The organism is Bradyrhizobium sp. AZCC 1588 (assembly GCF_036924735.1).
Classification (GTDB): domain Bacteria; phylum Pseudomonadota; class Alphaproteobacteria; order Rhizobiales; family Xanthobacteraceae; genus Bradyrhizobium.
In genome coordinates, this window is record NZ_JAZHSC010000001.1 from 3,521,855 (window position 1) to 3,545,516 (window position 23,662).

At 61.9% G+C, this 23,662-nt stretch carries 20 protein-coding genes and 2 pseudogenes; 10 read left to right on the plus strand and 12 right to left on the minus strand.

What is annotated here, in order from left to right; translation table 11 throughout:
* The first annotated feature begins 445 nt into the window (after window positions 1-445).
* Window positions 446-1,063 carry a LuxR family transcriptional regulator gene (locus tag V1277_RS16470; RefSeq protein WP_334417241.1) on the plus strand — a complete coding sequence of 206 codons (618 nt, stop codon included), beginning with the start codon at window positions 446-448 and terminating at the stop codon, window positions 1,061-1,063.
* Window positions 1,006-1,242: a helix-turn-helix domain-containing protein gene (locus tag V1277_RS16475; protein WP_334417242.1), complete on the plus strand. Its 237-nt coding sequence runs from the start codon at window positions 1,006-1,008 to the stop codon at window positions 1,240-1,242. The genes V1277_RS16470 and V1277_RS16475 overlap by 58 nt, the downstream gene beginning before the upstream one ends.
* Before the next feature lie 432 nt (window positions 1,243-1,674).
* On the opposite strand, the pseudogene V1277_RS35010 reads toward V1277_RS16475, so the two are convergent.
* Window positions 1,675-1,788 (minus strand): annotated as a pseudogene (locus tag V1277_RS35010) (PEP-CTERM sorting domain-containing protein); the annotation flags it as partial.
* Between the two features lie 970 nt (window positions 1,789-2,758).
* Here V1277_RS35010 and V1277_RS16485 point away from each other — a divergent pair.
* Entirely contained in the window at window positions 2,759-2,944 is a 186-nt protein-coding gene (locus V1277_RS16485) for a hypothetical protein (RefSeq protein ID WP_171708295.1), read from the plus strand.
* A 438-nt stretch (window positions 2,945-3,382) separates the two neighbouring features.
* A pseudogene (locus V1277_RS16490) lies at window positions 3,383-3,563 on the plus strand (IS5/IS1182 family transposase); the annotation flags it as partial.
* A gap of 328 nt (window positions 3,564-3,891) precedes the next feature.
* On the opposite strand, the gene V1277_RS16495 reads toward V1277_RS16490, so the two are convergent.
* The 3 genes from V1277_RS16495 to V1277_RS16505 form a co-directional block, all read right to left on the minus strand.
* Window positions 3,892-4,302, minus strand: coding sequence for a (deoxy)nucleoside triphosphate pyrophosphohydrolase (locus tag V1277_RS16495; protein WP_334417244.1), 411 nt, complete (start codon window positions 4,300-4,302; stop codon window positions 3,892-3,894).
* Between the two features lie 15 nt (window positions 4,303-4,317).
* Window positions 4,318-5,559 carry a bifunctional glutamate N-acetyltransferase/amino-acid acetyltransferase ArgJ gene (argJ, locus tag V1277_RS16500; RefSeq protein ID WP_334417245.1) on the minus strand — a complete coding sequence of 414 codons (1,242 nt, stop codon included), beginning with the start codon at window positions 5,557-5,559 and terminating at the stop codon, window positions 4,318-4,320.
* 161 nt (window positions 5,560-5,720) lie between these two features.
* Window positions 5,721-6,641, minus strand: a complete 921-nt coding sequence (locus tag V1277_RS16505) for a peptidylprolyl isomerase (protein ID WP_334417246.1) — start codon at window positions 6,639-6,641, stop codon at window positions 5,721-5,723.
* Window positions 6,642-6,986: 345 nt separating this feature from the next.
* On the opposite strand from V1277_RS16505, the gene secA reads away from it, so the two are divergent.
* Together secA and V1277_RS16515 are read left to right on the plus strand one after the other, a co-directional pair.
* Window positions 6,987-9,824 (plus strand): preprotein translocase subunit SecA, encoded by a 2,838-nt coding sequence (gene secA / locus V1277_RS16510; RefSeq protein WP_334417248.1) that lies wholly within the window; start codon window positions 6,987-6,989, stop codon window positions 9,822-9,824.
* A gap of 254 nt (window positions 9,825-10,078) precedes the next feature.
* A complete protein-coding gene (locus V1277_RS16515; RefSeq protein WP_334417249.1) occupies window positions 10,079-12,496 on the plus strand; it encodes a hypothetical protein in 2,418 nt (805 codons plus the stop codon).
* A gap of 314 nt (window positions 12,497-12,810) precedes the next feature.
* Here V1277_RS16515 and V1277_RS16520 read toward each other — a convergent pair whose 3' ends face one another.
* The 5 genes from V1277_RS16520 to V1277_RS16540 all read right to left on the minus strand — a co-directional run bounded on the left by V1277_RS16520 (window position 12,811) and on the right by V1277_RS16540 (window position 18,472).
* The gene (locus tag V1277_RS16520) at window positions 12,811-14,295 is read right to left on the minus strand and encodes a murein L,D-transpeptidase family protein (protein ID WP_334417250.1); all 1,485 of its coding nucleotides are present in this window, start codon (window positions 14,293-14,295) and stop codon (window positions 12,811-12,813) included.
* A gap of 299 nt (window positions 14,296-14,594) precedes the next feature.
* A complete protein-coding gene (locus V1277_RS16525) occupies window positions 14,595-15,557 on the minus strand; it encodes an acetyl-CoA carboxylase carboxyltransferase subunit alpha (protein WP_334420393.1) in 963 nt (320 codons plus the stop codon).
* 331 nt (window positions 15,558-15,888) lie between these two features.
* The gene (xerD, locus tag V1277_RS16530) at window positions 15,889-16,845 is read right to left on the minus strand and encodes a site-specific tyrosine recombinase XerD (protein WP_334417251.1); all 957 of its coding nucleotides are present in this window, start codon (window positions 16,843-16,845) and stop codon (window positions 15,889-15,891) included.
* A 74-nt stretch (window positions 16,846-16,919) separates the two neighbouring features.
* A complete protein-coding gene (locus V1277_RS16535; RefSeq protein ID WP_334417252.1) occupies window positions 16,920-17,330 on the minus strand; it encodes a nuclear transport factor 2 family protein in 411 nt (136 codons plus the stop codon).
* A 95-nt stretch (window positions 17,331-17,425) separates the two neighbouring features.
* The gene (locus V1277_RS16540) at window positions 17,426-18,472 is read right to left on the minus strand and encodes an SDR family oxidoreductase (RefSeq protein WP_334417253.1); all 1,047 of its coding nucleotides are present in this window, start codon (window positions 18,470-18,472) and stop codon (window positions 17,426-17,428) included.
* Between the two features lie 107 nt (window positions 18,473-18,579).
* On the opposite strand from V1277_RS16540, the gene V1277_RS16545 reads away from it, so the two are divergent.
* Window positions 18,580-19,161 (plus strand): TetR/AcrR family transcriptional regulator, encoded by a 582-nt coding sequence (locus V1277_RS16545; RefSeq protein ID WP_334417254.1) that lies wholly within the window; start codon window positions 18,580-18,582, stop codon window positions 19,159-19,161.
* 34 nt (window positions 19,162-19,195) lie between these two features.
* Here the strand turns inward: V1277_RS16545 and V1277_RS16550 are convergent, their stop codons facing one another.
* Window positions 19,196-19,342 (minus strand): histidine kinase, encoded by a 147-nt coding sequence (locus V1277_RS16550; protein WP_334417255.1) that lies wholly within the window; start codon window positions 19,340-19,342, stop codon window positions 19,196-19,198.
* A 144-nt stretch (window positions 19,343-19,486) separates the two neighbouring features.
* Between V1277_RS16550 and V1277_RS16555 the strand changes: the two genes are divergently transcribed.
* From V1277_RS16555 to V1277_RS16565, 3 genes are all read left to right on the plus strand, one after another.
* The gene (locus V1277_RS16555) at window positions 19,487-20,104 is read left to right on the plus strand and encodes a shikimate kinase (RefSeq protein ID WP_334417256.1); all 618 of its coding nucleotides are present in this window, start codon (window positions 19,487-19,489) and stop codon (window positions 20,102-20,104) included.
* 10 nt (window positions 20,105-20,114) lie between these two features.
* Window positions 20,115-21,257: a 3-dehydroquinate synthase gene (aroB, locus tag V1277_RS16560; protein ID WP_334417257.1), complete on the plus strand. Its 1,143-nt coding sequence runs from the start codon at window positions 20,115-20,117 to the stop codon at window positions 21,255-21,257.
* Between the two features lie 61 nt (window positions 21,258-21,318).
* Window positions 21,319-22,671, plus strand: a complete 1,353-nt coding sequence (locus V1277_RS16565; RefSeq protein WP_334417258.1) for a hemolysin family protein — start codon at window positions 21,319-21,321, stop codon at window positions 22,669-22,671.
* A 33-nt stretch (window positions 22,672-22,704) separates the two neighbouring features.
* On the opposite strand, the gene V1277_RS16570 is transcribed toward V1277_RS16565, so the two are convergent.
* Both V1277_RS16570 and V1277_RS16575 read right to left on the minus strand, forming a co-directional pair.
* The gene (locus V1277_RS16570; RefSeq protein ID WP_334417259.1) at window positions 22,705-23,109 is read right to left on the minus strand and encodes a hypothetical protein; all 405 of its coding nucleotides are present in this window, start codon (window positions 23,107-23,109) and stop codon (window positions 22,705-22,707) included.
* A 214-nt stretch (window positions 23,110-23,323) separates the two neighbouring features.
* Window positions 23,324-23,599, minus strand: a complete 276-nt coding sequence (locus V1277_RS16575) for a BolA family protein (RefSeq protein ID WP_334371149.1) — start codon at window positions 23,597-23,599, stop codon at window positions 23,324-23,326.
* Window positions 23,600-23,662 lie beyond the last annotated feature (63 nt).

A 23,662-nucleotide genomic window follows, 5' to 3' on the forward strand; every position in this document is an offset into this window, starting at 1 on the left:
ATCGTTTTGAAAAAGAAGGCGCTTAGATATTCACCGCTCAATATCGATTGCCGCTCCGGGTGTGAGGATTAAGAAGAAAGGCAACACCCGCGTCTCGGAGGCGCTAGATCGTGCGATCAATTGCCACTGGAAATACGAACGTCATGTCGTAAAAATTCTCCACCGGGAGATCTTTGATCTCTCGATGTCTCTCGGGGACGTCGATGCTCCCGCTTTTGCAAACCGGAGCAGCGCATGATGGGATGATGAAAGAGCCGGGAAGCCATCGGTACCGTTCGCTCCTCGACAGACCTCCCAATGTCGTCACGGTGGGAGGACCCGTCTTCCCAGCACCCGCTAAATATCGCGCCACGTGATGCGTCTGAAAACTACCTAGAAAGGTGGTTCGTTGTCGTTTATGCATGCCCGCGCAGGCCGGCCGACCTGCACACGCTTTGGGAATGACATGCATCTCTCCACGGATCCCATCGATCCGCAAAACCAAGATGTCTATGCACTCTGGGATCAGCTGGCCGACTTCTCGGCCGCCGACGGCGACGCCGCGCTGACACACCTGCTGTCCGCACTGCGTACCATGTTGTCGGCACGCAATGTGCTATGGGGTGTGCTTGTGCGATTGCCTTCGCCGAAGCGGACCGATCCCTTGCTTGGCTGGCGTCCGCGCCTTGTCCGGGTGCTGGACCCGATACCGGCCGTGGCGGCATCTGTGCAGAAGCAGTACGATACGCTCTGGTCCGACAACGTCGACCTGTCTCAGATTCTTTCCGTGTCGGGAGATGAGCCGTTCCGTGTCCGCCTGCTGTTCGAAGCGCTGCCGCCGGAATGGTTCGAGGGCGAGCATTATCGTCGGTACTATTTGGACGTCGGATTCGCCGACAGCATTTCAGTGCGCATTGCGCTCAATGACGACGTGAGGATCCGCCTGTTCGTATTTCGCGATGCACAGGCACCTCGCTTCTCGGCGCACGATGGCCAGCGCCTGGGCTTCACGATGCGGGGGTTGAGATGGTTCACCGTCAACAACTGCTCAGCCACGGCCTGCTCATCGCCGACGCGGCCCTGACACCCGCTGAGCGCAGGGTATTGCTCGCACTGCTCGACGGGCACGCGGAAAAGGAGATTGCGCAGAAGTTCGACCAAAGTCCGAACACCACGCACTTCCACGTCAAGTCGATCTACGCCAAGTTCGGCGTGCGCAACCGCGCGACGCTAGCCGCGCTCTGGCTCGGCAAGCTGCGATAACGCATTGAGCCCGCAGTCAACCCGGGGATGACGCAAACCGCTAGGGGCGACTCTAAAACGCGGACGGCGGGCCGATGCACCTATGAACGACGGAGAGATCGTTCGATGGGAGCTGTAACCGAAGCCCTTGTGTCTGTGACGCGACCCGCAAGTCAAAGAACCGCTGCGCAAACCTGACCTCAACCAAGTTCGCCCGCGAAGGCCGCCATCCACCGATAGAGGCCCCGCGAGGCTGCGAACCCGAAGTACCACCTCCTGAGGTCTGGTCTGCTTCGGGTCAATCGCGTCATCTTGGTCGTCGGCCGACTACTTCCGGTCTTCCCCCAACTGCGGACATCACGCTTCTGGACCATCACTGCAAGGCGACATGGACCAAGGTCGACAAAGGCCGCCCACTGAGGCGGCCTCTTTGGGCGCATGGAAACGTTGGAATCAGGCTAGTCGAAATGCAGGCGCGCTCTTCCGCCGATAACCCATGAAGCCGAGGCCAGCGAAGCCGAGGACCATCATGGCCCATGTGGACACTTCGGGGACGGCGGCGACTGCTTCCGTATAGGTGTACGTGATCGCCATCTCCGGATGAGGGCGCGCACTTGTGCAGTTCTGCAAAGGACAATACACGGGCATATTCCAAAAGTCGGCGACAGTCTCACGGCCGTCGGAATAAGTGAGTGTCAACGCCCCGAGTCCGATATAGTAGGCTAGGTTGCTGTCAGAAGTGTTGTTGAAAGTGAAATCCGCTGTGATTCCGGAGTTGGTGGATTGTGGGAATGGACTATAGCGAGTTCCCACTATTTGGAAGCCGCCCGAATACAAGAAATAGTACGGACTGACAGTGCCACCGACGACGGTGGGGCCTTTGTAAATGAAAGCTAGATAAGGAAGCCAACCGCCCGATGAAGGATACCAATCGTCCGCCGGAAGTCCGAACGTTACGCTGGTCAGCGTTCCGAGAGTGGGATCGAACTGAGAAAACGCCGTGCTACCGACGCCATTATTATTCGGAGCCCGGTAACTGCTGCTGGTCAAATCAACAATCTGCGTGATTGTGGCTGCCCTACCTTCCGTTATCGCCGCCAAAGTCATTGCGGTACCCAGCGCCAACGCTGGAAACGCGGACAATCCATACTTCTTCACTGCAGCTTCCCCCGAGAAAATTCCATCACCCGTGCCCAATATCGCGACTTGATGCGTCCGAGAACTACCTAAAAAGGTTGTTTCGCTCTTCTTTTATGTATGGCCGCGCAGCTCCGCGACATGGACATGTTCGGACATGACGCGCATCCATTCACCGATAGAGGTCCCCGAGGCTGCGAATCCGAAGTACCGCCTCGAGTGGTCTGGTCTGCTTCGGGTCATTCGCGTCGATTTGGCGCGCACCGACGACTTCCGCTCTACCCCTATGAACAGACATTGTTACTCTGCGTCGGGATGTCTCGATTGTGCCAACAGGCGACATTCCCGGCTTGGCCTGATATGAAAGAGGCCGCCAACTGAGGCGGCCCCGGGGAATTAAATGACAGACGCACCGTTCAATGTAGGCGACCGAGTAAAGAAGCGATCAGGTTACGAATATCCGGGTTTCATCGTTTCTGTTTTTACGAATCGGGCGGGCGCAGTCCGCTATGTCGTTGAAGCGGATCATCCTGCCTTCTCGGGCATGTTGCACATTTTCAATGGCGATCAGCTAGAGCCCCGCTGAGCTGAAAGAGGCCAGCACCAACGATTCATTCGCAATTGGAATGGGCACCATTGCTGCTCGCGCGATGTCCACACGCTTGACCTGAATCAAATTCGGCCACTTCGCTTTTCAAATCAGGCCACTGGGGTCGAAACAGGCCAGCACCCTACCGCCCATAGGAACAGATCAGGAAAGACGAACATTCCAGACCTATCGTTACGGTATCGTCTCTGGTCAGATGTCCGCTTCGGGTCATTTTCGACAGATTCGCCGGCGCGTGTGGACCAGTCGATGTCGGCTTTACCCCGAAAGCGCCGAAGCCGAGCCAGGACCACGCGTTGCGTTTGGCCGGACGCCTGTGATCCAAACTCCAAATGGGGGGCTCTGATCATGGGCTATGAACTCGCCGATTGTGAATGGGTTGCCATAGCGATGCCTGCCCAACAAGCCGCGTGGGCAATCTGCTTCAGCCCCTTATCTCTACCGCGCTCCTAACAGAGTCGAACGGTTCTTCGATCGGACCAAGCGATGTCGTCGGGTCGCGACACGCTACGACAAGCTCGCCGCCAATTACCTTGCCTTGGTCCAGCTTTCATCCATTCGGCTGTGGTTTGCTGCGCGTTATGAGTCCACGCTCTAGGTTGGGCCGTGACGACGGACCATTTTTCCTTCTCGTGCCCCGGACGCAAGCAGCACGAGTGCGGCGAGCCGGGCCCCGTTCTACTTTGCATGGGGTTGTTTTCGCCATTCTGTGTCTGGGCTCTGCGTACCGCCGAAGAGGCGCTGGGGCCGGGTTCGGCGAAAGCGAATTTGGAAGCGGCAGCGAAGGGGAAGCCACAGGGCTGATCGTGTCCCGGACGCGGTGCAGCGCTTCTTCAGCGGTGCACCGCAGAGCCGGGACCCACGATGGACCCCCGGAACAGCAGCGCATCACTTCGTGCTGCGCAGCATCCGGGGAACGCCGTCCATCACATCAACAAGTCGATCAGATGCGGGATCAGCGGAATGTCCGCGGGCGGCATCGGGTAGTCGCGCAGCTTGTTGGCGCGGACCCAGGCCAGTTGCTGGCCTTCGCGCGCTATCACCATGCCTTCCCAGCGCCGGCAGATGTAGAGCGGCATCAACAGATGAAAGTTTTCATAGGCGTGGCTCGCGAACGTCAGCGGCGCCAGACATGGCTCGCTGACGTCGATCCCGATCTCCTCATGCAGTTCGCGGATCAAGGTCTGCTCCGGCCGCTCGCCGGGCTCGACCTTGCCGCCGGGAAATTCCCACAAGCCAGCGAGCGCCTTTCCTTCCGGGCGCTGCGCGATCAGCACGCGCTTGTCGGCATCGACCAGCGCGCAGGCGACCACGAGGGTGAGCTTGATGTCAGCCATGCGCCCCCGTCTCGCTCATGACCGGTAGTCACCATTGATCGCGACATATTCCTTGGTGAGGTCGCAGGTCAGCACGCGGTCGCGGCCCTTGCCGAGGCCAAGCGCGACCTTGATCTGGATCTTGGGGTTCTTCATCACCTCGGAAACCTCCGCCTCGTTGTAGGACGAATCGCGCGCGCCGCTCTTGGCGACGCGAATGCCGTTGAACGAGATCGAAAGCTTGTCGCGGTTGGCGGGCTCGCCGGCCTTGCCGACCGCCATCACCACGCGGCCCCAATTGGCATCCTCGCCGGCGATCGCCGTCTTCACCAGCGGCGAGTTCGCGATCGACATGGCGATCTTGCGCGCGGAGTTCTTGGTGGTCGCGCCTTCAACGATAACCTCGACCAGCTTGCGCGCGCCTTCGCCGTCGCGGGCCACCTGTTCGGCAAGGTTCGCCAGCACACCCTGGAAGGCCTTGGCAAACGCCTTCAGGCGGGGGTCACTGGCGCGACTGATCTTTGGCGCGCCATCGTCGGCGGCCGCGCCGGTCGCGAACGCCAGCAGCGTATCAGAGGTCGAGGTGTCGCTGTCGATGGTGATGGCGTTGAAAGTGTCCTCGACGCCGCTCTTGAGCAGCGACTGCAGCACGGCGGACGACAGCGGCGCATCGGTGAACACGAAAGACAGCATGGTCGCCATATCGGGCGCGATCATGCCGGCGCCCTTGGCCATGCCGTTGATGGTCACCTTGGCCTTGCCGAGCTTCACCGTGGCGGTTGCGACCTTCGGGAAGGTGTCGGTCGTCATAATGGCCTTCGCCGCGTCCATCCAGTGATCGGGCGTGGCGGCATCCGCCAGCGTTGCCAGCACGCCGTCGAACTTGGTGGCGTCGAGCGGCTCGCCGATCACGCCGGTGGAGGCGAGGAACACATCGGAGGTCGCGCAGCCGACCGCCTTCGCCGCGGTTTGCGCGGTCAGCGCCGTCGACTGCTTACCGGTCTTGCCGGTGAACGCGTTCGCATTGCCGGAGTTCACCACCAGCGCACGGGCTTGCCCGCGGCCGAGTTTGGCGCGGCACCATTCCACCGGCGCAGACGGGCATTTCGATTTGGTGAACACGCCGGCAACCGTGGTGCCCTTGTCCATGACCGCGAGCAGCACGTCGGTTCGCCCCTTGTAGCGGATGCCGGCGGCGGCGGTCGCGAGCTTGACGCCTGCAATCGCGGGCATCTCGGGGACATCGGTCGGGGCGAGGGGGGAAACGGTGGTGGACATGCGAGCACCTTCTTCGACCAGATCAACCATAGCCGGACCTGCGCCGGCATCGACGTCTTCAGGGCCTGTCAACCGGTCCCCGGACATGGAACGGCCGGGCGCTTCGGCCCGGCCATGACGATGGTAGATACTATCGGTCTCGCAGAAGTGACAGCGATTTTTTACTTCTTAGGCGGCGCCATCTTGGAATCCGAGGGCTTTGCTGCATCCGGCTTGATGGCCTCGGCCGGCTTGTCCATGCGCTCGACCTTGGCGGCTTCGCGCAGCTTGGCGACGTATTCGGCCTGCGCCTTGCGCGTCACATAGGTCTCGATCTGGGCCTTGACCTGCTCGAACTCGGGCGCCTTGCGGGCGCGCTTTTCCTCGACCTTGATGAGGTGCCAGCCGAATTGCGACTTGACGGGATCGGAGATCTTGCCGGGTTCGAGCGTGAAGGCGACAGCGGAGAATTCCGGCACCATCTGTTCCTTGGTGAAGAAGCCGAGATCGCCGCCATCCGAGGCGCCGGGGTCCTTGGACTTCTTCTTCGCCAGTTCGGCGAAGTCGCCGCCCTTCTTCAGCTCTTCCGCGATCGTCTTGGCCTCGTCCTCGGTCTCGACCAGGATGTGCCGGGCGTGGACTTCCATTTCCCCGGTGATCTGCTTGGCGGCCTCCTCATAGACCTTCTTCATGGCCTCTTCGCTGGTCGCGGCCTTGCCCTCGGTGGCGAGCAGGCTGTCCATCAGCAGGCGGCTGCGCGTGAACGCCAGGCGCTTCTTGAAGTCTTCGGAATTCTCGACCTTCTTTTCCTCGGCGGCCTTGGCGACGATCTTGAGGTCGATCAGGAAGGCCAGCACGTTGTCCTTCTTGGTTGCCGGGTCCATTTGCGCGAGGCTGGGGCCGAGTTCCTCTTCCGCGAGCGCGACGTCGCTCTGGCGGATCTCCGCACCGTTAACCTTGGCGAGAACGGGGTTGTCCTGGGCGCGAACCGGCAGGCTGGCGGCAAGAACCGCAGCCAGACAGGCCATTACGGCCAAAGAACCCCGTGAGCAGGCCGTGCCGAAGCGCAGGCCGGTTTTCGTTTCCGGGAACGAGGTGGTCATGGAAAATCCTTGTCTTGAAGAGGGGCGCCAAAGGCGGCGGGACACTCGCCCAAACATGCGGCCTTGGCAACGCGAAAAGTCTGTCAAAATGATGAATTCCTTGACATATGGACCCACGTTGACAAGGCCCGACCCCGGCCATATCTGTGCCGGATCGTCCAGCGGCGATAGCGCTTATTTTACTGCGTTTTTTGCCGTTGAACCTTGGATTGCTTAATTCCCACTCATTAGGCGGATGACGCCTCGGAACGGGGTATTTGCCGCCGTGCGTCACGGTGAGTTGATAGGCAATTTGGTGGTCCATCACGGCTTGCAACGCAAGTAACGGCAAAGGCAGGAATTGGCATGATCGGCGCGCTCGCCCGCAAGTTTTTCGGCTCCGCCAACGACCGGCGGGTGAAGGGATACCAATCCCGCGTCAACGCCATCAATGCGCTTGAGCCCGAACTCGCGAAACTCTCGGATGAGGCGCTGAAAGCCCGCACCGCCGAATTCCGCCAGCAGCTCGCCGACGGCAAGACGCTCGACGACATCCTGGTTCCAGCCTTCGCCACCGTCCGCGAGGCCGCCAAGCGCACCCTCGGCCAGCGGCATTTCGACGTCCAGTTGATCGGCGGCATCGTGCTGCATGAGGGCGACATCGCCGAGATGAAGACCGGCGAAGGCAAGACGCTGGTGGCGACGCTCGCGGTCTATCTCAACGCGCTGGCCGGCCGGGGCGTCCACGTCGTCACCGTCAACGACTACCTCGCCCGCCGCGATAGCGAATGGATGGGCCAGATCTACAATTTCCTCGGCTTGACTGTCGGCGTCATTGTCCATGGTCTTGACGATGGCGAGCGCAAGGATGCCTATTCGCGCGACATCACCTACGGCACCAACAACGAATACGGTTTCGATTATCTACGCGACAACATGAAGTACCGGCTGGAGGACATGGTCCAGCGCGGCCATTTCTACGCCATCGTCGACGAAGTCGACTCGATCCTGATCGACGAGGCGCGCACGCCGCTGATCATCTCCGGCCCGCTCGACGACCGCTCGGAATTCTACAACACCATCGATACCTTCTTCCCCCAGCTCGACAAGACCGATTACGAGGTCGATGAGAAGCAGCGCACGGTGACGCTGACCGAAGCCGGCATGGAGAAGATCGAAACGCTGCTGCGCGACGCCGGCCAGCTCAAGGGCGAGTCGCTCTACGACGTCGAGAACGTCTCGGTCGTGCACCACATCAACCAGGCGCTGCGGGCGCATTCGCTGTTCACCCGTGACAAGGACTACATCGTCCGCGACGGCGAAGTCATCATCATCGACGAGTTCACCGGCCGCATGATGCCGGGACGGCGCTATTCGGAAGGCCTGCACCAGGCGCTGGAAGCCAAGGAGCACGTTCAGGTCCAGCCGGAAAACCAGACGCTGGCCTCGATCACGTTCCAGAACTATTTCCGGATGTACGAAAAGCTCGCGGGCATGACCGGTACGGCCGCGACCGAAGCCGACGAATTGTTTGACATCTACAAGCTCGAGGTCGTGGAAATCCCGACCAATCTGCCGGTGGCACGTCTCGACGAGGACGACGAGGTCTACCGCACCCAGACCGAGAAATACGCCGCCATCCTGGCCGAGATCGAGCGCGCCAATGCGCGGCTGCAGCCGGTGCTGGTCGGCACCGCCTCGATCGAAAAGTCGGAAGTGCTGGCCGACTATCTGAAGAAGCACGGCTACAAGCAGATCGATTTCGGCAACGACGCCGTGCTGGAGAAGCTCTATGCCGCCGCGCGCGCCGGCAAGCCGGCAAAACTGTTTGCGGTGCTGAACGCGCGCTTCCACGAGCAGGAAGCCTATATTGTTGCCGAGGCCGGCGTGCCCGGCGCGATCACGATCGCGACCAACATGGCCGGCCGCGGTACCGACATCAAGCTCGGCGGCTCGCTCGAGATGCGGATCCTTCAGGAGACCGCCGACATCACCGACGAGGCCGAGAAGGCCAAAAAGATCGAACAGATCAAGGCCGACATCGAGCGCTTCCGCGAGATCGTGCTGAAGGCAGAGGAAGTGGTGGAGCTCGAGCCTGCCAAGGGCTCAAAGGCGGCCAAGACCGTGACCAAGCCCGGCGGGCTCTACATCATGGGCTCGGAGCGCCATGAATCCCGGCGCATCGACAACCAGCTCCGCGGCCGCTCCGGCCGCCAGGGCGACCCCGGACGCTCGAAATTCTTCCTGTCGCTGGAAGACGATCTGATGCGGATCTTCGGCTCCGACCGGCTCGACACCATGCTGCAGCGGCTTGGCCTGAAGGAGGGCGAGGCCATTATCCATCCGTGGATCAACAAGGCGCTGGAGAAGGCGCAGCAGAAGGTCGAGGCGCGCAACTTCGATATCCGCAAGAACCTGCTCAAGTTCGACAACGTCCAGAACGACCAGCGCAAGGTGATCTTCGACCAGCGCGTCGAGCTGATGAGGAGCGACAGCGTGGCCGAAATGGTCACGGATATGCGTCACGACTTCATCGACGACATCGTCACCAAGCACGTCCCCGAGCATGCCTACGCCGAGCAGTGGGATGTCGCCGGCCTCAAGGAAGAATTGAAGCGCGTGCTCGACATCGACCTGCCGGTCGATGAATGGGCCAAGGAAGAAGGCATTGCCGACGAGGAACTGCTGACGCGGATCGAGCAGCGCGTCGACGAGCACATGGCGGCCAAGGTCGCGCAATGGGGGCCCGACGTGATGCGCTACGTCGAGAAAACCATCCTCTTGCAGACGCTTGACCACCTCTGGCGCGAGCACCTGATCATGCTCGATCATCTGCGTCAGGTGATCGGCCTGCGCGGCTATGGCCAGCGCGATCCCTTGCAGGAATACAAGTCGGAAGCCTTCGGCCTGTATGAGGCGATGACCGCGCATCTGCGCGAGGCGGTGACGGCGCAATTGATGCGCGTCGAGATCGTGCCGCCGGAAGAGCAGCAGCCGGTGCTGCCGGCGATGGAAGCGCACAAGTTCGATCCCAATACCGGCGAAGACGAAATGGCCTTTGCCAACGCCTCGCTGGTGCCCCAGGCTCCAGCCGCCGACCGCGATCCGAAAAACCCCGCAAGCTGGGGCAAGGTCGGCCGCAACGAGGATTGTCCCTGCGGAAGCGGCAAGAAGTACAAGCACTGCCACGGGCGGTACGCGTAAGCTTGTCTTAACCCTCCCGCCAGGGAGGGGTAACCTGTGCCGGCAGACTTTTGGCCAGACTGCCCGCAAGTTTTCGCCAAGCATTGAGTTCGGGATCTCTCCGGCTATGGCCGACACCCGAAAGACCGCAGGCCGGTCAACCGGTTGTTAGGAAGTTGCGGGCATCGTAGCGGTTGCGCATTTGCGCGAGCCGGTCAGGACGCACTTGGAAGGCTCTGTTTGGAGCCCGATTCGAGGACAGCGCCTTGCAAACCATGACCCGCATTCCAGGCCGTTATTATCTGGCGATTTTTGCGCTTGCCTCGGCAACGCTTTCTTACCAGATCCTGATCACGCGCTTCTTCAGCGTGATGCTGTATTATCATTTCGCCTTCGCCGCCATCTCACTTGCCATGCTCGGGCTCACGCGGGGGGCGATTGAGGTCTATGGCAAGCCTGAACGATACGCTCCCGAGCGGGTTGGCGTGGAATTCGCGCACCACGCATCGTGGTTCGCGATTGGCAGTGTCGGCGCGATGCTCGTCTTTCTGTGTGCGCCGCTCGTGGTGCCCGCCGCATACGTGCCGATCGTTCTGGCGCTGGCAATCCTGGCCTTCATAAGTCCCTTCACGGAGGGCGGGGTCTGCATCACGCTTTTGCTGACGCGGCTGCCCTATCGGGGCGGCTGGCTTTATGCGTCCGATCTTTTGGGAGCCGCGGTCGGATGCCTTGGTGTCATTTTCATATTGCTGGTAATCGATCCGGTGAGCGCTACGCTCTGGATCGGCGCTTTAGCTGCCGCTGCCGGCTGGATGGTCGTGCGAAATGGCGATGACGTCAGAACCTTGCGCCTGAGCGGGACCATCGCGGTGGTGCTTGCCGTCGTGGCCGCCGCGCATACCAGCCTCGCCCTGACCGGCAGCAGCCATCTCGGCGTGGTCTGGGCCAAGGGGGACCAGCAGAACGGTACATTGTTCGAGCGCTGGAATACCTACTCGCGCATCAGGGTAAGGCCCCTCGGAGAGATTGAACCGTTCGGGTGGGGGCTCGCCCGTGAGTCGAACGTCAAGATAGATCAGCACTACCTCGATATCGACGCGGATGCGGGGACCCCTATCACAAGGTTCGACGGCGATCTGAGCAAGCTCTCCTACCTCAAGGACGACGTGATCAATGGCGCGTATCTGGTGCAGCAACCGGATGACGTCGCCGTCGTCGGCGTCGGTGGCGGCCGTGATATTCTCTCCGGCCTGCTTTTCGGCGCCAAGCGGATACGCGGAATTGAGATCAACCCGGCGATCTTCGAGGTCCTCACCGACAAATTCGCCGATTTCTCCGGCCATCTCGATCGCCAGCCGGGCGTATCCCTGGTCAATGCCGAAGCCAGAAGCTACATCAACCATTCATCCGATCGATACGACCTTGTTCAGATATCGCTGATCGATACCTGGGCCGCGACGGCGGCGGGCGGTCTGACGCTGACGGAAAATCGCCTTTACACGGTGGAGGCGTGGGACGATTTCTACCGGGCGCTCAAGCCGGGCGGGATTCTCTCGGTCTCGCGCTGGTACGATCCCAAATTTCATCGTGGCGAGTTTTATCGCCTTGTATCGATCGCAGCGAGCGCGCTTCAGCGCAGAGGAGCGCCTGCGGCCGAGCTGTCACGACACGTCATTGCGCTGAACGTTGGCAACATTGTCACGGTAATTACCCGTCCGGATGCGTTCACCGACGGGCAATGGCAGGCCGCGCGCGAGCGACTCCAGGCGCAGGGCTTCAAGATACTGCTTGGGCCGGACGTCAAGTTTGATTCCGTCACTTCGGTGTTGTTGTCCGGCAAGGCGGACGCGGCTTACTTCGATTCGCTGCCGGAGAATATCGCTCCCTCGACGGACGACAATCCGTTCTTCTTCTTCACATCGCGTCTCGGCGATTTCGTGAATATCCAGTCGCCGGGTGCGCTGCAGAACAATGCCGCGATCAGCGTGACGGTGGTGCTCATCATCATAGCGCTCTGCGCCTGCGGATATTACATCGTCTTGCCCTTCTTCCGTCTTGCGAGGCGGATGCCATTGTCGACGCTGGCGTCGCCAGTCGGCTATTTCAGCGCAATCGGGATGGGCTTCATGCTCATCGAGATATCGCAGATGCAGCGCCTGATGGTGTTTCTCGGACATCCCGTCTACGGGCTGAGCGTGGTGCTTTTCACCATTCTGCTCTTTAGCGGAATCGGAAGCGCCACGGTCGGTGCGCGACCGCGCGCGACCTTCGTAAGGATTGCAGCGCTGTTGACCACGCTCGTAGCGGCAGGGTTGCTTACTCCCTTTGTCACGGAGTGGGCGCGGTCGGAGCCAACCGACATGCGCATTCTGATTTCAGTCCTCCTGTTGGCGCCCCCGGCGTTCTGCATGGGGATGATGTTTCCCCTCGGGCTCTCAATCTGGCGCCGTCATGCCGATCTCCTGCCGTTCTTCTGGAGCACCAACGGGATTACGTCGATGCTTGCCTCGGTCCTGGGCATGGCCCTCTCGATCCAGTTCGGCATTGCCAAGACTTATGCGCTGGGCCTGTGCTTCTATGTGGTATGCGCCATCGTGGTGGTCGCGCGCCGCTGGGCTAACCCCATCGTCTTGCCCGCAGCGAAGCCGGTCGCGGGGCCGGGGCTTGTAGCTCGGGATGAAGCGGCCTCATGACCGAGGCTAGCGGCGGCTGACCTAAGGATTAGAGCGTTTTCCAGCGAAGTGGACACCGGTTCGCGTCAAGAAAACGCGTCAAAACAAAAGTCTAGAGCCCGGTTCTGATTCAATCAGACCGAAAAGGCTCTAGCGGCATCTTCATCCGCAACACCTGACGCAACCGGTCACCGTCGCCGCAAGGCTACAACCCGTCCCCACGTCAGTTGTTGCGCGTGGCCAGGGCTGCGATCCCTCTAACGGCCGAGATTGCTGGATATGGGTGACTGCTCGCTCCGGCGACAGCCACGAGAAATGTCTTGGCGAAAATTGCGCTACTTCACCGCACCGAAGCGGCTATCGAACGAGTTTGTGGACACGATCGGCGCGGAGCCTGCGACCTGATTGTCCTTGGCGGCCGCGGGAGGAGCATCCGACAGCGACGGTTTCAGCGGCGGGCGGCTGGCGGCGGCGTGTTTGACGTCGGGCTTCGCTGCCGTCGTCTTCGGCGCAGCGGCTTCAGGACGCGGCTGCTGCTTGGCCTCGGTCGCCGCCTTCGGCTTGGACGGTGGCGTGCTGGCGGTGGCGTCGGCTGCGCCGCCGAGGCCGACCTTGCGGGCGAGGCTGGAGAAGAAGCCGTCATTCTGCTCAGTCGGCGCCGCATTGGCGACCCGCGTCGAAGCTGGGGCAGAGGCAGGAGCCGCAGCCGGTACTGCGGCCAGTTTCGGCTGCTCCGGCGGACCCCTCAGCAGGTTTTCAGACGGAGCTGGAGCTTTCGGCGGATTGACGTGAGAGGGAACGGTGCCTGGCGCGCGCGCCATCAGCGACAGGGTCGAGCCGTCGCCGGGCTCCGAAAGCCCGGTGCTGCCTTCGGGCACGCTGGCGGCGAACACCCTGTGCATGCCGCCGTCGATGCCGGTGTTGATCCGCGCCACCGGCGTTCCCTTTGCGATCAGCCGCGCGGTCTCGGCAATATCGGTCGCCTGCTTCTCGCGCACGGCGTCGGCGATTTCATCTGATATCACATAGGCCGGGCATTTGGCCGATGCGTCGAACACCGGGTCCTTGGTCGCGTTCGGCGGCTTGGCCGCGTCGAACACGTATTTCTTTTCGCAGAAATCGACCCTCGGCTCCTGCCGTGTCACCTCGAAATGATCATTGCCTTCCTTGATCATTTTCCAGAACGGCATGTGCGGGTTGTTGCGATGCTTGGCCATGTTGGCCGGCGTCATCCGGAACGGATAGGCTTGCAACTGGAACGACTTCTGGCCGCCGAAGAAGGATTCGCGGCCCAGCGAATAGATTTCCGCGATCTGCTCGTCGGTCATCGCGTAACAGCCGCGCGAGGAGCAGTCGCCATGCACCATCAACTGCGAGCCGGTACGTCCCAATGCTTTGTCGAACGCATTGGGATAGCCGGTATTGAAGGAGAGGTAATAGGCCGACTGCGGGTTCATCTGCGCCGGCGAGATCGAGTAGAAGCCTTCCGGCGCCTGGCGGTCGCCTTCGCGAACCTTCGGGCCGAGATCGCCCGACCAGCGGCAGATCGGGTAGGTCTTCAACAGCGCGAAACGGCCGGAGCGGTCCTGCTTCCAGATCTCCAGTTCGGCTTCCTGCTTGAACAGCCGGACCAGGATCGGGGACTGCAGGTCCATGTCCTTCGCCGTCATGTCGGCGATCAGTTTGGGCGGGACCGGCTGGTTGGCCTTGGCGTTGTTGGCCAGCGAAATGCCGTCACTGTTGCAGCCGGCCATCAACACGCCTGCGCCCACAAGGACAGCCGAGGTGACGAGCGCGCGAACCAGCGAGCGGTTAATCAAAGGCTAAGCTCCACACCCACCGGGCATTCTCGCACCCCAAATCAACAGCGACATGCCCTGAAGCCATTGTCTAAAATATTACCCATTGCCCCCCTGCGCCGCAACCCGAACGGGGCCGTCCAGCGGCTGCTGCGGCAGGCATGGTCAACAGAAACTAAAGACCGGGCTCGGGGCCTAATTGCGGCCGAATCATGCGCGCTGGCGAAAATAATGGCCGTTTAGAGGTCGTTAATCATTGGGGCCAGTAGGCTCGCTCGGGGGCGACCGCATCAAGCGAGATCAGATGCGGGACGAAGCGATCAGCCGAGCTTGCGGCCGATATCGAGGAATTTCTGCCGCCGATGTCGGCGGACAGCATCCGCGTCGAGATTGCGGAGGTCGTTGAACGCCTCCGCGATGGCATCGCCGGTCGCCGAGATCATGGCGGCCGGATCGCGATGGGCGCCGCCGGCGGGCTCTTTCAGGATCTGGTCGATCACGCCGAATCGCAGCATGTCCTGCGCGGTGATTTTCATGCTGGTGGCAGCTTCCTGGGCCTTGGTGCCGTCGCGCCACAGGATCGAGGAGGCCGCCTCCGGCGAGATCACGCTGTAGATCGCGTGTTCGAACATCAAAACCTTATTCGCGGTGGTGATGGCGATGGCGCCGCCGGACATGCCTTCGCCGGTGACGATCGCGACATTGGGTACGCTGAGCGACAGGCAGGCGTCGGTGGAGCGCGCGATCGCTTCCGCCTGGCCGCGTTCCTCGGCGCCGATGCCGGGATAGGCGCCGGCGGAATCGACGATCGACAGCACGGGAATGCCGAAGCGGTCGGCGAGCTCCATCAGCCGCACGGCCTTGCGATAGCCTTCAGGCCGCGCCATGCCGAAATTATGCTTGATGCGGCCCTCGGTCGAGGCGCCCTTTTCCTGGCCGACGACGCAGATGCTCTCGCCGCGGAAGCGGCCGAAGCCACCCACCAGCGCCTCGTCCTCGGCGAATTTGCGGTCGCCCGCCATCGGCGTGAATTCGGTGACCAGCGCGCTGATGAAATCGGTGAAGTGCGGGCGCTGCGGATGGCGCGCCACCAGCGTCTTCTGCCACGGCGTTAAATTGGCGTAGAGATCGGCCAGCGCCTGGGAGGCCTTGTCCTCGATGCGCGCAATCTCGTCGCCGATGTCGCTGCCGGACGCCGCCAGCGCGCGCAATTCGTCGATCTTGGACTCGAGTTCGGCGACTGGTTTTTCGAAGTCGAGATAGCTGCGCATCTGTTCCGGCATCAAGACAATATAGGTAACAACGCGCTGCGAGGCGAAGCGGTTTTCGATTCGCCCCAAGAAAGCACGCATCTTCAATGATTTAGCGCGCATCTCGGTCCGGATAGCCCGGTTTGCCGAAAGCGCGCCAAACAAGGCCGCGGGCGGGATGGCTGTTTCGGGGGAGAAGCCGCGGAAGTCAAGGCGAATGAGGCACGCGCGGGGATATCTCCGTGTCCCGGACGCGGTGCGGCGCGAAGTGCCGCGCCGCAGAGCCGGGACCCATTTTCACCGCGGGGCGGGCCCCGGCTCAGCAGCGCATCACTGCGTGCTGCGCAGCGTCCGGGGCGCGGACCTACTTCTCCGCCAGCGGATGCAGGTCGCGCACCAGGCTCTTCAGCCGTTCCTCGACCACATGGGTATAGATTTGCGTGGTCGAGATGTCGGTGTGGCCGAGCAGGGTCTGCACGATGCGCAGGTCCGCGCCGTTATGCAGCAGATGGCTGGCAAAGGCGTGGCGCAGCACGTGCGGCGAGACCAGCCGCGGCGCGAGGCCTGACGCCGCCGCCAGTTCCTTCAAGTCACGCGCAAAGTGCTGCCGCGTCAGATGGCCGCTCTCGCCGAAAGAGGGAAACAGCCACTTCGATGCGGCGGCGTTTTTCTTCTTCTCGGGCTTGAGCGCTTCCATGGCGGCGAGATAATCGGCCATCGCCTGCCTTGAGGCTTCGTTGAGCGGCACCAGCCGTTCCTTGTTGCCCTTGCCGCGCACCATGATCATGCGGGCATCGCGCCGCGCGGCCGACAGCGGTAGCGCCACCAGCTCCGAGACGCGCAAGCCGGTGGCGTAGAGCACTTCCAGCAGGCAATACAGCCGCATCGCGCGCAGCCGCTGCTGCGGCGAGGCGTTCTCGGCCTCGGTCAATTCCTTGGCCCGCGTCAGCATACGGTCGACATCCGATATCGACAGCACCTTCGGCAGCCCGCGGCCGCGCTTCGGGCCGGACAGGATCGCCGCCGGATCATCGGCGCGGACGCGCTCGTTGAGCAGGAAGCGGAACAGATGCCGCATCGCCGACAGCCGCCGCGCCACGCTGGAGGATTTGAAGCCGCGGGTGTCGAGATCGGCGAGGTAGTCGCGCAGCACGTCGGTCCCGGCGCGGGTAAAGTTTTGTCCCTTGCGGCCGAGAAAATCGGAAAAATCCGTGAGGTCGCGGCGATAGGCGTCGAGCGTATTGTCGCCCGCTCCCTGTTCCGCCGCGAGCATGTCGAGAAACAGGTTGATCAGTTTGCTGTCGGAGGGTGTCATGCGCATTCGCTATGATAGCGCATGATCCAGGCAGGACGGAGGCTTTTTCAAACACGCGCCTGCACGCAGCATTCGATCCGCTAGGACATTTGACTGATCGCCGTGGCTTGCGACCAGACGACCATCCACCGCCCGTCGCGATATTCGTAAGTGTCGGTGTGCCAGTAATCGCCGGGGGCGACCTGATGGCCACCGAAGACGATCTCAAGTCTGGCGCGATACCGCATCACTGCATGGCCGTTGTGCTGCCGCACGGCGATAAGTCCGGGTTCCCACATGAGATATTTGATCTTGCCGCTTGCGATCGCACCCAGATATTCGTCCTTGGATAGCGGCATTCCGATCGGTGTAATCAACTGGAACTCCGACGCATGAAGCGGCCCTGCCGCCTCCACGTCGCCGGCGACCAAGGCGCGAAGCCGGGACCGTTCGGTGTTGCGGATGTGCTCGGCTTCCGGCGAGCCGTCCATGTCGGTAGTGTGCGTTGACATCGGTGTTGTCCAATTCTGTAAGGGGAGGATTAGAATGCGTTGTAACTGCGCAACCTGCGGGTTGACGCTGATTGCATGAGTAACGGAGCTGCCGCTTACGCCCTGGTGATCAGACCATAGTCGATCAGGCTTTGTGCGCTGGCGCGAATGCAGTCCTCGTCAGGCCGCGGTCTCCAGTTCAGCACGCGATGCGCCTTGGCCGCGCTTACGCTGAGGTCGCGATCGAGTTCGTGAATGATCATGCGCGAACGCGGGCTAAACGGAGCCATTGCCCGCACCATCCAGCTCGGCACTTCGTCGCGGGGCAAATCGGCAGCATAGGCTGGGAACGATTGTGCCAGCACGGCGGCCAATTCTCTCAACCAGAAAAACCCGCCGCCGACAATGAAGCGCTGGCCGGAAGCATCCGGACAGGTCATAGCGCGGATATGGGCGTCGGCCGCATCGCGGACATCCACGACGGCAAAGCCGAAGCGCGGGACACGCTTCAGCTTGCCGCTCATCATTTGCTGGATCAGCCTGACCGATGTGCCGTATTGCGGACCAAGCAGCGGGCCGAAGATCATGCCCGGATTGATGACGGCCAGATCGAGTCCGGTCTTCTTGGCAAAGGTCCACGCGGCCTGTTCGGCCAGCGTTTTCGACCTGTAGTACGGCGTGGCCCGCGCGCTGGTCGGATCAGTCCAGTCGCTCTCGGTATAGGGAGCCTGACCGCTGCCGTGATTGGTGGCGGCGATCGAGGATGTCAGCACCACACGCGCGACGCCGGCGTGATGGGCCGCGCGCAGCACCCGCAGCGCGCCGTCTCGCGCGGTCTCGATCAATTCTTCTGCGTCCTTTGGCAGGCCCGCCGGAAACGGCGAGGCGGCGTGGATAACATAACGGCACCTATCTAGCGCGGCATCCCAACCGGCATCGGAGCAAAGATCGGCCTGTACAAAGCTGACCGCCTCGGCGCCGGCGAGGGCGGCGGCACAAAGCTGGCTTCTGATCCGGTCACAGGCGGTAAGGCTGCGGACGGTGCCGCGAACGCGATAGCCGCTCGCCAGCAATTGCCTCGCGATATGTCCGCCGAGAAATCCGCCGATGCCGGTGACGAGCACCGTGGCGGCGGCTGCAGGATCATTCAACTTGGTATGCATGTAGATTCAATCCTTTAAGGACACCGAATAGCTGCGATTAGACAGATAGACAATTTCTGTCTAATCGTCTTTTGACGGATTAGACAAACACTGTCAATCTGTTTCAGATGAATCAGAGCGACCAAAAATCTGAGGCCATTCTCGACGCGGCGCTTCCGGTCTTCGTCCGTCACGGTTTCCGCAAGACGTCGATGGCCGACATCGCGCGCGCCGCGGGCATGTCTCGGGCGGCGCTCTATCTGAGCTTCAGCAGCAAGGAAGAATTGTTTCGGGCGGGGTCGGCGCGGGCGCACGCCCGGGCGATGCGAAAGGTCGAAGCAGCGCTCGCTGTTGACGGCGATCTTTTCAGTCGGATTGAAACGGCAATTGCCGCCTTCCAGCGTGAACTAATCGCGCCTTTCGCCGGCAGCGGCGACGCGGCAGAACTGTTCGAAACCAATATGGCGTTGGCCCAGGACGTCACGCTGGCCGCGCGCGCCGAGCTAGTGGCCCTCCTCGCTCAAGCGCTAACCAATGCGCAGGCGACGGATGCGATTACCTTGGACGCATTGCGCGCTACGCCTGCCGATCTAGCCGCCATCATTGTTGCGGCCATGGAGGGCATCAAGGACGCACAAATCGCGGGCCATGATCTGCTCGAAGATACGCGGCTGTTCCTGCGTCTGCTGCGCAAAGCGCTGAGTCGTTAATTTGCCAGTCGGCCGACCTCTCGCAAACCAGCAGCTATCTCTTGAGGAACCTGTCTGCGGGAATGGTGACCGTTATTTCCCGGGGGCTTGGATTGACGAAATTCGCCAGGGCGAAAATCACGCCATAGATTACCCCGGCTATCACGCCGACGACCGTCAGAAAGCGGAACAAACTGGGCATAGGGGGCTCAGGGTGGCGAATTAACCAATGAAATCATCCAACATGTTCCCATCCCCGTGGCAAGAGTCTCTGGCAACCGCGTCAGTCGGGGTAGTATAGGTGTCGCGGAGCGGTGGAAATCCGCGAAACCACAGAGTTTTTTTGATGTCCGAGACCGTCGCACCGGCCCAGGCGAGCGCCCCCCAGGAGGCCGACATTACGTCGGCCCTGGCACGGCGTTCGGTTGTGCTGGTTGGCATGATGGGGGCCGGCAAGTCGACCATCGGCCGCCGCCTGGCGGCGCGGCTGCGGCTGCCATTTCTCGACGCCGATATCGAGATCGAGGCGGCCGCCGGGATGTCGATCCCGGATATTTTCGAAACCCATGGCGAGCCGCATTTCCGGGACGGCGAGGCGCGGGTGATTGCACGGCTGCTCGATAGCGGTCCGGCCGTGATCGCCACCGGCGGCGGCGCCTTCATGCGCGAGGAGACCCGCAACCGCATCCGCGACAAGGCGGTCTCGATCTGGCTCAAGGCGGATGTCGACATCATCATGAAGCGCGTGAGGCGCCGCGCCGACCGGCCGCTGCTGCAGACCGAGGATCCGACTGCCACCGTCAGCCGTCTGCTCGAAGCGCGAGAGCCGGTCTACCGGAGCGCCGACGTGACCATTCTGTCTCGCGACGTGCCGCATGATCGAATCGTCGACGAATGCATCGAGGCCCTGCGCGCCCGGCTGTGTGCCGGCGCCCCGACCGCCCACCAACAACCGACGGGATGAACGTCACGCCATGACTGCGCCGCTGAAACATTCCGCCGATATCACGGTCGACGTCGCCCTCGGCGACCGCGCCTATGACATCGTGATCGGCCGCGGCGTGCTGGATACGCTCGGCGCGCGCGTCGCTGCGCTGCGCCCCGGCGTGCGCACCGCCATCGTCACCGACCGCACCGTCGCAAAGCACTGGCTGGAGCAAACCGAGCGTTCGCTTAGCGACGCCGGCATTTCGACGTCACGGGTGATCGTCGAGGAAGGCGAGGTATCAAAGACCTATGCCGGTCTCGAAAAGGTCTCCGAAGCGCTGATCGCGGCGAAGATCGAGCGCAACGATCTGGTGATCGCGCTCGGCGGCGGCGTGGTCGGCGATCTCGCCGGTTTCGCGGCGGCGATCCTGCGCCGCGGTGTCGATTTCGTGCAGGTGCCGACCTCGCTTTTGGCACAGGTCGATTCCTCGGTCGGTGGCAAGACCGGCATCAATTCGCCGCAGGGCAAGAATTTGCTAGGCGCGTTTCATCAGCCGGTGCTGGTGATCGCCGACACGTCGGTGCTCGACACGCTATCGCCGCGCCAGTTCCGCGCCGGCTACGCCGAGGTCGCCAAATATGGCGTGCTCGGCGATGAAGCCTTTTTCACCTGGCTCGAAGCCAACCATGCCGACATCTTCTCCGGTGGCGCGGCGCGCGAGCACGCGATTGCAACCTCCTGCCGCGCCAAGGCCGCGATCGTCTCCCGCGACGAGCGAGAAAATGGCGAGCGCGCGCTGCTTAATCTCGGCCACACCTTCGGCCATGCGTTGGAGGCCGCGACCGGCTTTTCCGACCGCCTGTTCCACGGCGAGGGCGTCTCCGTCGGCATGGTGCTGGCGGCGGAGTTTTCAGCAAAACTCGGCATGATCTCCGAAACCGACGCCACCCGGGTCGAGCGCCATCTTGCTTCCGTTGGCCTGCCGACCCATTTGCAGGACATCGCAGGCTTTGCCCAGGAAGGGCTGGCCGATGCCGACGCCCTGATGGCGCTGATGGCGCAGGACAAGAAGGTTAAGCGCGGCAAGCTGACCTTCATCCTGCTGCAGGCGATCGGCCGCGCGGTGGTTGCAAACGACGTCGAGCCGGCGCTGGTTCGCGATTTCCTGCAACAGAAGTTGTCGGGATGACGGGATTATCGGGCGGCTTGACGCAAGCGTCGCGCGGGGCCGGGGCCGTCACGAGGAATATATGAGTTCGACCGCGTTCAATCTGCTGCTCGCGATCTTGCTGCTCGCCGCCAACGCGTTTTACGTGGCCGCCGAGTTTGCGCTGGTCAAGAGCCGCGGGTTTCGTATCAGGGCAATGGTCGAGCAGGACCGGTTCGGTGCGCACTTGCTGCATGGCATGATGGGCAATATCGAGGCCTATCTCGCCTGCTGCCAGCTCGGCATCACCATGGCCTCCCTCGGTCTCGGCTGGGTCGGCGAGCCCACCGTTTCGGCGCTGCTCGAGCCGCTGCTCGTCCCGCTCGGAATGTCGGAACGTACCCTCCACTTCGTATCGTTCCTGGCTGGCTTTTTGGTGTTCTCCTCGCTGCACATCGTGATCGGCGAGCAGGTGCCGAAGACATTTGCGATCCGCCAGCCGACGCCGGTCTCGCAATGGATCGCGTACCCGCTCTATTTGTCCTATCTGGTGTTCTATCCGCTCAACTGGCTGCTCAACGCCGCCTCCCGCGGGATCCTGCGCATGTTCGGCGTCAAGGAATCTTCCCAGCACGAAATCCTTACCGATTCCGAGATCGAGGGGCTGGTGGAGGAATCCGCCGTGCACGGTGGCATCGAAAGCGGCGAGGCCGAGTACATCCACAATGTCTTCCGCTTCGGCGATCTCGCGGTATCTGACGTCATGGTGCATCGCACCGCGATGGTGATGATCAATGCCGACCTGCCGCCGGACGAACTGGTGCGCGAGGTGCTGGCGACCGAGTACACCCGCATTCCCCTGTGGCGCGACAAGCCGGAGAACATTATCGGCGTGCTGCACGCCAAGGACCTGCTGCGCGCGATCCGTGCGTCCGAAGGCGACACTTCTCGCATCGACGTTTCAGCGATCATGCTGCCGCCCTGGTTCGTGCCGGAGATGCGGCCCCTGTCCGAACAGTTGAAGGCGTTCCGCCGCCGCAAGACCCATTTCGCGCTCGTCGTCGACGAATATGGCGAGGTCGAAGGCATGGTGACGCTGGAAGACGTCCTGGAAGAGATCGTCGGCGATATTTCCGACGAGCACGACGTCGTGGTCGCCGGCGTCCGAGTCCAGGCCGACGGCTCCGTCGTGGTGGATGGCTCGGTGCCGATCCGCGATCTCAACCGCGCCATGAACTGGCATCTGCCCGACGAGGAGGCGACGACGGTCGCCGGCCTCGTGATTCACGAGGCGCGCTCGATCCCCGAACGCGGCCAGAATTTTACCTTCCACGGCTGCCGTTTCCGCGTGCTGCGCCGCGAGCGCAACCGTATCACCGCGCTAAAGATCACGCCGCTGCCGCGCGAAACCGACGCGGAGTATCCGAAGCCGAAGCGGGCAGGGACGGCGTTCTGAGCGCCTCTCCGCGCATTTGCGCGCATGACGGGGCTATTCAATATCGATCGTAACGCCAGAGAGTTTCCACTGGCCGTCGGAGGGAATGAAGCCGAGCTGGTACTTCACCTTTTTCGGCGTGGTGTCGAAGCGGCCTTTCAGGCGCAGCACACCCTTGTCGTCGATCTTGGCGTCCTCCTCCGGAATAACCGGGCTGGCGACGATCGCGTCGAACACGGCGTGCTTCTCGACCAGGTCCTTGAAGACAGTCCGTAGCTTGTCGGGGGGAAACTGATCGCGGAACGGCTTTGAAATCTTGGCGTGCAGGACCGTGAAATTGTCCGATGCCACTGCGTCGTTGAGTGTCACCAGAATGCTCTTGATGAGCACCTCCTGGACAAACGGGCTCGGCATGTCCAGCGCTTGTGCCTTGGTTGACGAAACTGCAACCAGGGCCATCACGGCCACGGCCCATCTGAAGCGTACCCAATGCTGCATCGGACGACCCTATCGAGCGGCGATGGCATTGGGGCCGCTACGGCCCCGGTTCGGATGGAACTGCGTCCATCGCCCAGCAGCCAACAGATAAATCAAAACGGTTGTGCCGTCTGCGCGATCTTGAGCAAAAGCCACAGGTCTTCGGCCGGCCCACTTCAAGATTGGGTGGGGTTCTTCAGCCCTGACCTTCCCGGGGCGCCTGCGCCCTGATGGCAAGTGCATGGACGGCGCCCTCAAGTTCCGCCGCAAGCGTCGCATTTACCATGCGGTGGCGTTCAACCCGGCTCTTCCCTTCGAAGGCTTCAGATACGATATAGACCCTGAAATGCGTCTCACCGCCTGGCCGGTGGCCCGCATGGCCCTCATGCAGATGAGATTCGTCAGCGACGTCGAGGCTTTCCGGCAAGAAAGCTTCACGCAACTTGTTTATGATAATGTCCCTGGTGCTCATGATGGTGGCAGATAATTCTGTGTCCGCTTCCCGTCAATGGCGCATCCGAACGGAGGTATTCGC